The 12,837-nt window shown below is 70.7% G+C and carries 11 protein-coding genes; 3 read left to right on the forward strand and 8 right to left on the reverse strand.

All coding sequences use genetic code 11. From position 1 onward, the window contains the following. The first annotated feature begins 171 nt into the window (after positions 1–171). A complete protein-coding gene (locus tag DJ021_RS02405) occupies positions 172–876 on the forward strand; it encodes a hypothetical protein (RefSeq protein WP_133254921.1) in 705 nt (234 codons plus the stop codon). An 8-nt stretch (positions 877–884) separates the two neighbouring features. Further along, positions 885–1,532 carry a hypothetical protein gene (locus DJ021_RS02410; protein WP_111456027.1) on the forward strand — a complete coding sequence of 216 codons (648 nt, stop codon included), beginning with the start codon at positions 885–887 and terminating at the stop codon, positions 1,530–1,532. Between the two features lie 167 nt (positions 1,533–1,699). On the opposite strand, the gene DJ021_RS18625 is transcribed toward DJ021_RS02410, so the two are convergent. Together DJ021_RS18625 and DJ021_RS02420 are read right to left on the reverse strand one after the other, a co-directional pair. Beyond that, positions 1,700–2,350, reverse strand: a complete 651-nt coding sequence (locus DJ021_RS18625; RefSeq protein ID WP_133254922.1) for a DUF5666 domain-containing protein — start codon at positions 2,348–2,350, stop codon at positions 1,700–1,702. Positions 2,351–2,774: 424 nt separating this feature from the next. Beyond that, the gene (locus DJ021_RS02420; RefSeq protein WP_111456029.1) at positions 2,775–4,361 is read right to left on the reverse strand and encodes a tetratricopeptide repeat protein; all 1,587 of its coding nucleotides are present in this window, start codon (positions 4,359–4,361) and stop codon (positions 2,775–2,777) included. 72 nt (positions 4,362–4,433) lie between these two features. On the opposite strand from DJ021_RS02420, the gene DJ021_RS02425 reads away from it, so the two are divergent. Then, entirely contained in the window at positions 4,434–4,727 is a 294-nt protein-coding gene (locus tag DJ021_RS02425) for a hypothetical protein (RefSeq protein WP_111456030.1), read from the forward strand. Between the two features lie 249 nt (positions 4,728–4,976). Here DJ021_RS02425 and DJ021_RS19060 read toward each other — a convergent pair whose 3' ends face one another. The 6 genes from DJ021_RS19060 to DJ021_RS02455 all read right to left on the reverse strand — a co-directional run bounded on the left by DJ021_RS19060 (position 4,977) and on the right by DJ021_RS02455 (position 12,819). After that, positions 4,977–5,660 (reverse strand): GNAT family N-acetyltransferase, encoded by a 684-nt coding sequence (locus DJ021_RS19060; RefSeq protein WP_207801752.1) that lies wholly within the window; start codon positions 5,658–5,660, stop codon positions 4,977–4,979. 371 nt (positions 5,661–6,031) lie between these two features. Next, positions 6,032–8,686 carry a methionine synthase gene (gene metH, locus DJ021_RS02435; RefSeq protein WP_111456031.1) on the reverse strand — a complete coding sequence of 885 codons (2,655 nt, stop codon included), beginning with the start codon at positions 8,684–8,686 and terminating at the stop codon, positions 6,032–6,034. Positions 8,687–8,882: 196 nt separating this feature from the next. After that, a complete protein-coding gene (locus tag DJ021_RS02440; protein ID WP_111456032.1) occupies positions 8,883–9,944 on the reverse strand; it encodes a homocysteine S-methyltransferase family protein in 1,062 nt (353 codons plus the stop codon). Beyond that, positions 9,941–10,873, reverse strand: coding sequence for a methylenetetrahydrofolate reductase [NAD(P)H] (gene metF / locus DJ021_RS02445; RefSeq protein ID WP_111456033.1), 933 nt, complete (start codon positions 10,871–10,873; stop codon positions 9,941–9,943). Before metF ends, DJ021_RS02440 begins: the two co-directional genes overlap by 4 nt. Further along, positions 10,870–11,841, reverse strand: coding sequence for an ArsR/SmtB family transcription factor (locus DJ021_RS02450; protein ID WP_111456034.1), 972 nt, complete (start codon positions 11,839–11,841; stop codon positions 10,870–10,872). Before DJ021_RS02450 ends, metF begins: the two co-directional genes overlap by 4 nt. 48 nt (positions 11,842–11,889) lie before the next feature. Continuing rightward, positions 11,890–12,819 carry a 2-hydroxyacid dehydrogenase gene (locus tag DJ021_RS02455; RefSeq protein WP_111456035.1) on the reverse strand — a complete coding sequence of 310 codons (930 nt, stop codon included), beginning with the start codon at positions 12,817–12,819 and terminating at the stop codon, positions 11,890–11,892. Positions 12,820–12,837: the final 18 nt, after the last annotated feature.

The following is a 12,837-nucleotide window of genomic DNA, read 5'->3' on the forward strand; positions in this document are numbered from 1 at the left end:
CCCGCGAACGCGGGGACCCAGGCTTTTTCCCTCTCCCCGCCACGCCCCGCCAGACCCCCGACATCCCCCGGACGCCAATCCCGGCGGCCGAAGCGGAACCGTGGACAAGCTTCGGCGTTGGGCCCTGAACGCCGGCGTCCAAGTCCGGCTGAACCTGGTGGGATGGAAACGATGATTCGACTGGTGGCGGCCCTGACCGGGGCCCTGTGTCTGAGCGCGTGCGCGTCGGCCTATGTGGGCAAGCCCTACGATCGCGCCTCTGCAGGCGTGCACTCGATCGCGGTGGTGGCGGACTCCGTTCCCGACAAGGCGAGCGCCTACGAGGTCGCGTCGGTGGGCTCGAACTTTGGCCTGATCGGCGCCTTGGTCGACGCCGGGATCCAGTCGAGCCGAACCAACGCCGTGAACGAGGCGCTGGCCGGGAGCGGCTTCGAAGCCGAGAGCCGCGTGGAGCAGCGCCTGGTCTCGCGCCTCACGGCGGAGGGCTACACGGTGCAGAAACTGGCGAACGGCCCGCACAACGCCAAGCGCGAGTTCCTGGTGACGTATCCCGGCGCGGCGGGCGCGGACGCCTACCTCGACCTCACGGTGGTCAACTTCGGCTACCTGTCGGCGGGCGCCGGCCAGCCGTTCCGGCCGACGGTGTTCGCCAATGTCCGCCTGGTCAGCGCTCGCGACACCAAGAAGGTGCTGATGGAGAACCGCATCGTCTACAACGCCATGGGAGCCGCGCAGGGGGTGATCACCCTGACGCCCGACCCACAGTACGCCTTCAAGAACCGCGCGGCGCTGCTGGAGGATCCGAAGCGGCTGGCCGCCGGAATCGAGGGGGCCCTCAACCAGGTCGCCGACACCGTCGCCCAACTCCTGAGCTAGCGCCGGCCATGACCCCGATCCGCCCCCGCGCGCTCGCCGCCGTCGTCGCGGCGAGCCTCCTGGCCGGTTGCGCCACGCCCAGGCCGCCGCCGCCGCCGGTGACCGCTTTCACGCGTGCGAACTGCGTCGCCGCGCCGGATCTCGCCGGCGCCGTCGGCCTGACCCCGGACAAGGAGAAGGCGGTGCACACCGTCATCACTCCGGTGACTGCCGACACCCCGTGCCTCAGCGGGCCGGGCGGCCCCACGCCCTATGTTCTCTATGCCCTCCCGGCCGATATCCACGACAAGACCCTCATCGTCGGCGGGGTGCTGGAGGCGGCGCGCATCGTGCCGCCGGACGTCGCGCTGCTGGACCGGCTGGGTCGGGTGGTCCGCACGTTCCATGCCGCCGACTACTACTTCCGCGGGCCGGTCTATTCCGTGCAGTTCACACCGCGCGACGGAGAGCGCTACACCCTGGTGACGGTGGATGCGAGCCGGATCGGCCAGCGTTACGACTCCATCGCCATCGGCACCGCGACCACCAGCACCTACGCCGCGGGGATGGCCATGTCGTGGACCAGCGGCGTGGACGCGGCCCAGTCGCGCACGTTCTCCTACCAGGGCTCGATCCAGGCCACGGTCTTCGACAGCGAAACCGGCAAGAAGCAGTAGCCACGCAGTTTCTGCACGAGAACGCCTTCCAGCGCCCCTGGTGCGGCCCCGCCAGGCCCGCCGCCTTCAGGTGACCGGGGTCGCCACGACCCCGCGGAACGGGAAGGACCGCTAACGCGTCGCGGAATCGCGCTGACCCGTTGCCGAGCAGCGCGATTCCGCGGCGGCTAATTGGCTGCGCCGATAAGCTTGAAGTCGGCGCTGACGAAGATGTGGTGCGGCCAGCTGGTGCCGATATTGTGGACCAGGAATGTGCCGTCGGGCTCCTTCACGACACGGTCGACGATGCCTCCCGCGCTGTAGGGGGCGGCCATTCCAACTTCGGTCGCCTTGTAGGCCTCCGCGCCCGCGGCGATGGTCGTCCTGGAATCCGCCGCATCCCCCCAATCGGGGTTGAGATTGCCGATATGCCGGGCCGGTACAGGCAGGCCTTGGCGCGTCAGATCGAGGCCTGGCCGTGCGCCTGGGGGGCCCGCGCCTCCTGCGCCTGGACCCGGGGCCCCGTCACGCGGGCCGCCCGGACCCGGGCCGTTCGCCAGGGGCTTGAGGACGGCCACCACGGCCTCCGCCACCTTCATGGACGTCTCACTTCCGGCCCCGTCAACCGGCTGCAGAACCACCTGGGTGGCGGTGATGGCCATGGCCGACCCGAAAGCGACCGGGCCGAGCACGCGCACTCTGTCGCCGACCTTGATGGCGCGCGCCGAGGCTGCGGCTTTGCCCTTCAGGTATTTCGTGCCGGGCGCCAATTCGACGGCCACCGTCTGACCACCAGGCGCCGATACCGTGAAGCCCTTCGGCGACACGGCGCTGATCACGCCGTAGGCGCCCCCTGGGGCCGGGGGGTGGACCGGTCGGGCTCCTGGCGCGCCGCCCCTGAAGCCGCCCGCACCGCCCGGAGGACCTCCGCGGGGACCCGCAGCCTGCCCAGGCGGCTGCGCCGTCGTGTCCTGAGCCATCGCGGCGGCGGCGACCCCGAGCGTGAGCGCTCCGCTCAAACAGATCGTCGATATCAAACGCATAAACGAGTCCTCCCTGTCCCCGCGCGTTCCATCGCGCTCATGACAAGACCTAAGACGGCCCAACAGGCGGGAGCGGAAGCATTCGCTGCGAATTCGTGCGAGCAGCACGTCCGCCGAACGGCGAATTTCCGCGCGGAGACCAAGGTCGGGTTATGGCGCCTTGCGGGATTCGGCCTGAACTGGCCGCATCCAAGGTGGAGTCACCGAACCGGCCGCGGCCCTACCGCCCGGCGGCCACCACTGTCGCCAGGTCCCGCCGAACCGCCTCCAGCGCCCCGCTCCAGTCCCCGCGGGCCGGCTGGCGGTAGAGCTTCGCGGTCGGGTACCAGGCCGTGTCCATGGTCTTCAGCCGCCAGCGCCAGTCGGGGTCGAAGCCGACCAGGATCCAGGTCGGCCGGCCCAGCGCGCCGGCCAGGTGGGCGACGCTGGTGTCGACGCTGATCACCAGGTCCATGGCCTGGGTCAGCGCCGCGGTGTCGGCGAAGTCGGCGATTTTGCCGTCCCAGGCGGTGAGGTCGTCGCGGGCCGCGACCACCGCGCGGTCGGCCGCGCTCACCTCCTTCTGCAGCAGGTGGTAGGCCGGTCCCGGCGCCAGCCGCCCCGCGACCTCGGCCAGCGAGAGGCTGCGGGCCTTGTCCTTGCCGTGGGTGGCGCTGCCGCTGCACACCAGCCCGATCCGCAGGCCCTGCGCCGGACCGAGCCGCGCCGCCCAGGCCGCCGTCCGCGCGGCCGGCGCCCGCAGGTAGGGCTCGAACCCCACCGGCGCGCCGCCCGCATCCCCCAGCGCCAGCGGCAGGCTCATCAGCGGGCAGTGGAAATCGGCGGCCGGCAGGGCCTCGCCGCGCGTCACCACCTGCGCCGCGCCCTCGACGCCGGCGAACAGCTCGGTGAGCGGCGCATAGGCCTCCACCACCACCCGCGCCCCCAGCCGCGCGATAGTCGGCGCGTAGCGGATGAACTGCAGGCAGTCGCCGAGCCCCTGCTCGCCGTGCAGCAGGATGGTGCGGCCCCAGAGGTCCTCCCTGCCCAGCCACAGCGGCATCGGCCAGGCGCGCGGCCGGGTCTCCGGGCTGGAGCGCTTCCAGCGCCACTCGTACTCCGCCCAGCCCTCGGCGAACTTCCCCATCAGCAGGTTGCACAGGCTGCGGTTCCAGTGGGCGTCGACCGAGTCGGGATCGAGCTTCAGGGCGGTGTCGTAGGCGCGCACCGCCCGCGCGTGCTCGCCCAGGTCCTGCAACAGGTTGCCGCGGTTGGTGTGCGCCTCGGCGATGCGCGGATTAAGCGCGATGGCCCGGTCGATGCTCTTCAGCGCATTGGCCTGCCGCCCGAGGTCGCGCAGGGCATTGGAGATGTTGACGTGGATCTCGGCGTCGCCGGGCAGGGCCTGGCTGGCGGCCTTGAAGGCCTCCAGCGCCTCGGCGCTGCGGCCCAGCCGGTTGAGGGCGTTGCCGCGGCTGTTCCAGGCCTCGCCGAAACCGCGGCGCAGCGCGATGGCCGCATCGGCGCTGGCCAGCGCCGCCTCATGGTCGCCGGTCTCGAACCGGCAGACGCTGAGCACGTTGTGGGCCAGTGCGTCGTCGGCTTGCACCAGCGTCGCGTCTTCCAGGAACGGGATGGCGCCGGCGTAGTCGCCGCGCATGGCCCGCAGCACGCCCAGGTGCCTGTTCACCGCGGCGTTGGTCTTGGTGACGGCGTGCAGGGAGGCGAAGATGGTTTCGGCCTCGGCGGTCTTGCCGTCGTCGAACAGCCTGGTGGCCATGCCGACCCGTTCGGCGATCTGACCGGCTGCGCCCGCGTCGTTCGCCATGGTCGCACTCCACCCGCCTGATCTGGCAGCATAGCCGAGTCGCCGTGCGGAACCCCGCCGACAGGAGGACGCATGGATCTTGAGCCGGCCGGCGTCTTCGTCGTCACCATGCAGGCCGTCGCCGGCCCGCGGAATTCCCAGCCCGACGGCCTGCGCTACGACCTGCTGGTGTTCGCCCGCGGCGACAGCGAAGCCGCCGCCGAGCAGACGGCCTTCGCCGGCCTCGCCCAGCTCGGCTGGGTCGACGCGGTCGCCCTGCGCACCGGCGAGATCACCGACCCCGCCGCCGTCCCCGAAGACCTGCAACCCGCCCTCGCCCGCGCCCGCCAGTCCGGCTGCGCGGTCATCGTCTACGAGCAGCCGTGACGGCCGTGGCGACGTAACCGGTCATCCCCGCGAAAGCGGGGACCCAGGTGTTTTCCGTTTTCCGAAACTCAGGATGGCCCTGGTCCGAACCCCACCGGACACCAAAAAAGCCTGGGTCCCCGCTTTCGCGGGGATGACCGGAAGGGGAGCTGATCCACCACCACGCTCGTCATCGCCCGGCTCGTCCGGGCGACCCAGCCCAACGTCTGTCCGCCGCAATTGAAGTCCGTCCTTCGGATGGGCGCGCCCTCACCGCGGCGTCAGCACCGTGTACTGGATCGGCCGCCGGACCTCGAAGCCGAGCTTGCCGTAGACGACCTTCGCGCCGTTCTCGGTCTTCACGTGCAGGAAGGCGAGCTTGCCGCCTTCGATCACCTGCGACGCCAGGGTGGCGACCAGCGCCCGCGCATGCCCCTGCCCGCGGAACGACGGGTCGGTGCAGACGGCGCTGATCTCGGTGAAGCCGTCCAGCGCCAGCCGCTGGCCCGCCATCGCCGCCAGCCGCCCGTCGCCCGACCGCACCCCGAGGTAGCGCCCCATCTCGATCGTCCGCGGCCCGAACGGCCCCGGTTCGGTGGCGGCGGTCAGCGCCAGCATGTCGGGCACGTCGTCGGTCCCCAGCGGCTGGAACGGCTCATGCGCCGGAACCGCCGGCGCCGTCCCGCACACCATCTGGTCGATATACAGCGCCCGCAGGATCTCCCAGCCGCCCGGCGGCTCGATCGGCCCGGTGGTGAACAGCGCCACCCGCTCGCCCGGCTCGACCAGCGCCCGCAGGTCGGCGAACGCCTGCGCCGTCAGCTCGGCCAGCCCCGCCAGCGGCGACACCTCGCCCGGATACCGCGCCGCCAGCCCGCGCCGCCGCGCCAGCCGCCCGTGCGCCGAGGTCAGCGCGTGCCAGATCGGATTATCGAGCGGAGAAAAGTCGGTCATCGCGGCCACTCTAGCCAACCGCCCCGGTCATCCACCAGCCGCAGCACGGGTTCCACGTCCGCTTCCCGCGCCTCCTTCTCCCCCTGTGGGAGAAGGTGTCGGGCGCGAGCCCGACGGATGAGGGGTCGCGCCGAATTGTCAGCGTCCTTGGCGCGCCAGCGCCGCTCTGATTGGTCCACGAACCACACGAACCACACCAACGGGCCGTGCAGCGGGCGACGCTCCGCCAGGCGGATCTTCGTTCGTGTGGTTCGTGTGGTTCGTGGACAGATTGATTGCGCTGCCGCGCCCTTGCGTTCGAAGGCGACGCGACCCCTCATCCGTCAGCCTTCGGCCGCCACCTTCTCCCGCAGGGGGAGAAGGGCCCCGTCCTACGCCGGCTCGTAGTTGAGGATCGGGGCCAGCCAGCGCTCGGCCGTCCGCAGGTCCCAGCCCTTGCGGCGGGCGTAGTCGGCCACCTGGTCGCGCTCGATCCGGCCGACGCCGAAATAGTGCGCCTCCGGATGCGCGAAGTAGAGGCCGGAGACCGCCGCCGGCGGCGTCATGGCGAAGCTCTCGGTGAGCTCCAGGCCGGTCGCGGCTTCCGCGTCCAGCAGCCTGAACAGCGTCGCCTTCTCGGTGTGGTCGGGCTGAGCGGGATAGCCCGGCGCCGGGCGGATGCCGCGGTACTGCTCGGCGATCAAGAGGTCGAGGTCGAAGGCCTCGTCCGGCGCATAGCCCCAGAGCTCGGTCCGCACCTTGCGGTGCAGGGCCTCGGCGAAGGCCTCCGCCAGCCGGTCGGCAAGGGCGGTCGACAGGATCGCCGAATAGTCGTCGCTCAGGTCGCGGTAGCGCTGCGCCAGCTCCAGCTCGCCGTGGCCGGCGGTGACCGCGAATCCACCCACCCAGTCGGGCTTGGTCCCCACCGGCGCCACGAAGTCGGCCAGCGCCACATTGGCCCGGCCGCCCTCGCCTTTCGCCATCTGCTGGCGAAGGGTGTGCAGGCGGGTGAGCTCGGTCTCGCGGCTTTCGTCCGTGTACAGAACGATGTCGTCGCCGTCGGCGTTGGCCGGCCAGAAGCCGACCACCCCGCGGGCTTCCAGCTCGCCCTGCTGGATGATCCGCGCCAGCATCACTTGCGCGTCCGCATAGAGGTCGCGGGCCGCCTCGCCGACCACGTCGTCCTCGAGGATCTGGGGGAAGTGGCCGACCAACTCCCAGCTGGCGAAGAACGGCGACCAGTCGATGTGGCGGGCCAGTTCGCTAAGGTCGTAGGGGGCGAAGGTCCGCGTGCCGAGGAAGCCGGGCTTCGGCGGGTCGTAGGTGGTCCAGTCAGGCGTGAAGGCGTTGTCGCGCGCCTCCTTCAGCGTGGCGCGGGCGCGGTTGTTCTGGCCGCGGGCGAACTGCTCGCGCACCCGGACGTACTCGGCCGCCGTCTCGGCCTGCAGCCGGTCGCGCTCGGTGGGCGACAGCAGGCCCGAGACCACGCCCACCGCCCGGCTGGCGTCGAGCACATAGGTGGTCGAGCCGCCCTGGTACTTGGGCGCGATCTTCACCGCCGTGTGGGTCTTCGAAGTCGTGGCGCCGCCGATCAGCAGCGGGATCTTGAAGCCCCGCCGCTCCATCTCGCCGGCCACGAAGGCCATCTCGTCGAGGCTGGGGGTGATCAGGCCGGACAGGCCGACGATGTCGACCTTCTGCTTCTCCGCCTCGTCGAGGATGCGGTCGGCCGGGACCATGACGCCCAGGTCGATGACCTCGTAGTTGTTGCACTGCAGGACCACGCCGACGATGTTCTTGCCGATGTCGTGGACGTCGCCCTTGACGGTGGCCATCAGGATGCGACCCGCCATCTCGCGCGGCTTGCCCTCCTTCTCCTTCTCCATGAACGGCAAGAGGTAGTTGACCGCCTGCTTCATCACCCGGGCCGACTTCACCACCTGCGGCAGGAACATCTTGCCCGCGCCGAACAGGTCGCCGACCACGTTCATGCCGTCCATCAGCGGGCCTTCGATGACGTGCAGCGGCCGCTCGGCGAGCTGGCGCGCCTCTTCGGTGTCGGCCTCGATGTAGTCGGTGAGGCCGTGGACCAGGGCGTGCGACAGCCGCTGCGCCACCGGCGCCTCGCGCCAGGCCAGGTCCGGCCCCTTGGCCTCGCTCTTTCCGCCCTTGTACTTGGGCGCCAGCTCCACCAGCCGCTCGGTATTGGTCAGGGTCGGGTCGCGCTGCGGCCGGTTGAGGATCACGTCCTCCACCGCCTCGCGCAGCTCGGCCGGGATGTCGTCGTAGACCGGCAGGTCGCCGGCGTTGACGATGCCCATGTCCATGCCCGCGGCGATCGCGTGGTAGAGGAACACCGAGTGGATCGCGCGCCGCACCGGCTCGTTGCCGCGGAAGCTGAACGAGACGTTCGACACCCCGCCGGAGATCCGCGCGTAAGGCAGCCGGTCCTTGATCCGCCGCGTCGCCTCGATGAAGTCGACGGCGTAGTTGTCGTGCTCCTCGATCCCCGTCGCCACCGCGAAGATGTTGGGATCGAAGATGATGTCTTCCGGCGGGAAGCCGACCTGTTCGGTCAGGATCTTGTAGGCCCGCTCGCAGATTTCGACCTTGCGGTCCGCAGTATCCGCCTGCCCGACTTCATCGAACGCCATGACGACGACCGCCGCGCCATAGCGCAGGCAGGCCTTGGCCTGCTCGATGAACTTGGCCTCGCCCTCCTTCATCGAGATCGAGTTGACGATCGCCTTGCCCTGCACGCACCGCAGCCCCGCCTCGATCACCTCCCACTTCGAGGAGTCGATCATCACCGGCACCCGCGCGATGTCCGGCTCGGCGGCGATCAGGTTCAGGAAGGTCGCCATCGCCCTCACCGAATCCAATAATCCCTCGTCCATATTAACATCGATCACTTGAGCCCCGGCGTCGACCTGCTGCCGCGCCACGCTCAGCGCCGCCGGATAGTCGCCCTCCGCCACCAGCTTGCGGAATTTGGCCGAGCCGGTGACGTTCGTCCGCTCGCCGATGTTTACGAAGATGGGTCGCATTACCTAAGCCGCTCGCTGATCCTCGTCCTTCTCCCCTTGTGGGAGAAGGTGTCGTGCGAGAGCACGACGGATGAGGGGTCTTTCAAATCATTCCGGTTGCCATGGGCCGTAGCGGAGAAGCCGTGCGACCCCTCACCCGACCCCGCCCGCGGGGCCACCTTCTCCCGCAAGGGGAGAAGGAAGCCAAGCGGAGGTCTCAAGCCAGCTCGAACGGCTCCAGCCCCGCCAGCCGCATGGCCTTCGGGCGTTCCGGGATCTGCCGGGGCTTCAGGCCGCGCACCTCGTCGGCCACGTGGCGGATGTGGTCGGGGGTGGTGCCGCAGCAGCCGCCCAGGATGTTGACGATCCCGCGCCCAGCCCACTCGTGCAGCTCGTGGGCGGTCTCGTCGGGGGTCTCGTCGTACTCGCCCATGGCGTTGGGCAGGCCGGCGTTGGGATAGGCCGAGACCAGGGTGTCGGCGATCCGCGCCAGCTCGGCGATGTGCGGCCGCATCAGGTCGGCGCCCAGGGCGCAGTTCAGCCCCACCGCGAACGGCTTGCAGTGGCGGATGGAGTTCCAGAACGCCTCCACCGTCTGGCCCGAGAGCGTACGGCCCGAGCGGTCGGTGATGGTGCCCGAGATCCAGATCGGCAGCGGCTCGTAGCCCTGATCCTGCAGGTCGAGGATCGCCTTGATCGCCGCCTTGCAGTTCAGGGTGTCGGTGATCGTCTCGATCAGGAACAGGTCGACGCCGCCCTCGTGCAGCGCCTTCACCTGCTCGGTGTAGGCCTCGTAGACCTGGTCGAAGGTCACCTTGCGCGCGCCGGGATCGTTCACGTCCGAGCTCATCGACAGCATGACGTTCAGCGGCCCCATGGAGCCGGCCACGAACCGCGGCTTGTGCGGCTCCTTCGCCGTCCAGCGGTCGGCGGCCTCGCGGGCCAGCCGCGCGCCTTCGAAGTTGATGTCCCAGACCGCGCCCTGCATCTCGTAGTCGGCCTGGGCGATGGTCGTGGCGCTGAAGGTGTTGGTCTCGGAGATGTCCGCCCCGGCCGCGAAATAGGCGTCGTGCAGCTCGCCGATGATGTCCGGGCGGGTGATGCACAGGATGTCGTTGTCGCCCTTCAGCTGGACGGGATGGTCCTTGAACCGGTCGCCGCGATAGTCGGCCTCGGCCAGGCCGCGCTTCTGGATCATCACCCCCCAGGCGCCGTCGAGGATCAGGATCCGTTCCTTGGCCGCGGCCTTCAGGGCCGCAATGCGCTCTTGCCGGGTCATGCCGCGGCCTCCTTGGGTTCGGGTGTCGGCTCGCGCACGCCCAGCACCCGGCAGATGGCGTAGGTGAGGTCGGCGCGGTTCAGGGTGTAGAAGTGGAAGTCGGCGAAGCCCTCTTCGGCCAGCCGGGCGCACAGCTCGGTGGCCACCGAGCCGGCGATCAGCCGCCGCGTCTCCGGGTCCTTGTCCAGGCCGTCGAACAGGTTGGCCAGCCAGCCCGGCAGCGAGATGCCGATCGGCCCGGCCATCCTCTTCAGGCCCTTGTAGTTGGTCACCGGCATGATCCCCGGCGAGATCGGGATGGTGACGCCGGCCTTGCGCACCCGGTCCATGAACCGCAGGAAGCCGTCGATATCGAAGAAGAACTGGGTGATGGCCCGCGTCGCCCCGGCGTCGATCTTGGCCTTCAGGACGTCGATGTCGTGCTCGATCGACGGGCTCTCGGGGTGGATGTGCGGATAGAGGCCCACGCTCACCTCGAAGGGCGCGATCGCCTGGATGCCGGCGGTCAGCTCGGTGGCGTTGCGATAGCCGTCGGCCCTCGGCGTATAGGCGCCGCCGATCTGGCCGGGCGGGTCGCCGCGCAGGGCGACGATGTGGCGGATGCCGGCCGCCCAGTAGTCGCGGATCACCTCGTCGACGTCCTCGCGGCTGGCCTCGACGCAGGTCAGGTGCGCGGCGGGTCGCAGCGTCGTCTCCTTCATCATCCGCAGCACCGTGCGGTGCGTGCGGTCGCGGGTGGAGCCGCCGGCGCCATAGGTCACCGAGACGAAGGAGGGGTTCAGGGGCTCCAGCCGGCGGATCGCCTCCCACAGGCTCTCCTCCGCCTCCGGCGTCTTCGGCGGCGAGAACTCGAAGGAGACGTTGGGACGCGCGGTCCCGCCCACCCCGGCGCGGGCGATCGGGCCGAGCGCGGTGTCAGAGGGGGTCATGCGGCGGTCCTTTGCCCTTCGCGGCCGCGCTCGGCCGTCCAGATTTTCACCGTGAGGCCCTGCTTTCGGGCCGGCGGCAGGGAGGTGATGCGGACCTTCGCCAGGCCGGCCTCGGCCAGCCAGCGGCCCATCTCCGGCTCGGCGAACCCCAGCCGGCGGTGCTGGTGCTGCTCGCGCAGGAACTCCAGCCCGTGCGGCGCGAAGTCGGCGATGATCAGCCGTCCGCCGGGCGCCACGATGCGCGCGGCCTCCCGCACGGCGGCGGCCGGGTCGGCCAGGTAGTGCAGCACCTGGTGGACCACCACCAGGTCGGCGCTCTCGTCGGGCAGGCGGGTGCCGAAGATGTCGCCATGGCGCAGCTCGCAGCGCTCCAGCCCGACCTCGGCCACGTGGTTGCGGGCGATGTTCAGCATCTGCTGCGACAGATCCAGGCCGAGCGCCGCCTCCGCCTGCGGACCGAGCAGGGTCAGCATCCGGCCGGTGCCGGAGCCCAGGTCCACCAGCCGCTTGAACGGCCCCGACCCGGCGGCCTTGAGGATCGCCGCCTCCACCGCCGCGTCGGAGACGTAGAGCGAGCGGATCTCGTCCCAGCGCGCGGCGTTGCGGGCGAAGTATTCGGCGGCGTCCTGGGCGCGCTCGCTGCGCACCGCGCTCAGCCGTTCGGCGTCACGCAGCAGGGCCGGGTCGGCGGGATCGATCCGCGCCAGGGTCTCGGTGACCAGCTCCCCGGCTTGCCCGGCGCCGGTCAGGCGGTAGAAGACCCAGGCGCCGTCGGGAAACCGCTCGACGAGACCGGCTTCGGCGAGCAGCTTCAGGTGGCGCGAGACGCGCGGCTGGCTCTGGTCGAGCACGCGGCAAAGCTCGAGGACCGCCAGCTCCTCGCGGGCCAGCAGCGCCAGGATGCGCAGCCGCGTCGGCTCGCCCGCCGCGCGCAACACATCCACAGCCTGGCCCGCCGAGAGCTTCATAGGCCATATAAAGATATCTTTATGTGTTTATGTCAAGCGTGACCGAGGTCACACCGCGCTCGCCACCGGCTCGCCGGCCAGGAACCGTCGCACGTTGTCGAGCGCCTGCGCCACCATGCGCGGGATGGAGTCCGTGGTGCCCCCGGCGGTGTGCGGCGTCAGCACCGCGCCGGGCACGTCCGCCCAGCGCTCGGCCGGGGTCGGCTCTTCGACGAACACGTCGAGGGCGGCGCGGCCCAGCCGGCCGTCCTTGAGGGCGGCGATCAGGGCGTCCTCGTCGATCACCGAACCGCGGGCGACGTTGACGATCAGGCCGCGGGGGCCGACCGCCTCGATCACCTCCGCCGAGATCAGCCCGCAGTTCGAGGCGTCGGCGCGGGAGGCCACCACCAGGATGTCGCTGTCCCTGGCCAGCGCCAGCAGGCTGTCGGCCCGCGGCCACGGCGCGGGCTTGGGATTGGGCCCCCACCAGGCGACCGCCATGCCGAAGGCCTCCGCCCGGCGCGCGACCGCCTCGCCGATGAAGCCCAGCCCGACGATGCCCAGCTTGCGGCCCTTCAGGCCCGGGCGCGGCGCCATGCGGTTGTCGTGGCGCCAGCCGCCCCCGCGCACCACCGCGTCGCCGGTGACGATGTTGCGCCAGGAGGCGATCAGCAGGCCCAGCGCATGGTCGGCCACGTCCTCGGCGTTGAGGCCCTTGGCGTGGGTGACCTCCAGGCCCCGCGCCCGGCACCAGGGCACGTCCACCCCGTCGTAGCCGACGCTGACGCAGGCGATCAGGCCAAGCCTCGGCAGGCTCGCCAGGAACTCAGGCTCCAGCGGGATCTCGCCGGCATGGACGATGGCGCGCACCGCGCCGCGCTCCTCGTCGGTGAGCGCCCAACGGCGGGCTACGCGCCAGCCCTGGGCGACCAGGGCCGGCTCCATCATCGCCAGCATCTCGTGTGAGAGCAGCACCACGGGCGGGGCGTCGGACATGAGCGTTCTCTCGCGTCA

The sequence above is a fragment of the Phenylobacterium hankyongense genome (genome assembly GCF_003254505.1).
GTDB classification, from domain to species: domain Bacteria; phylum Pseudomonadota; class Alphaproteobacteria; order Caulobacterales; family Caulobacteraceae; genus Phenylobacterium; species Phenylobacterium hankyongense.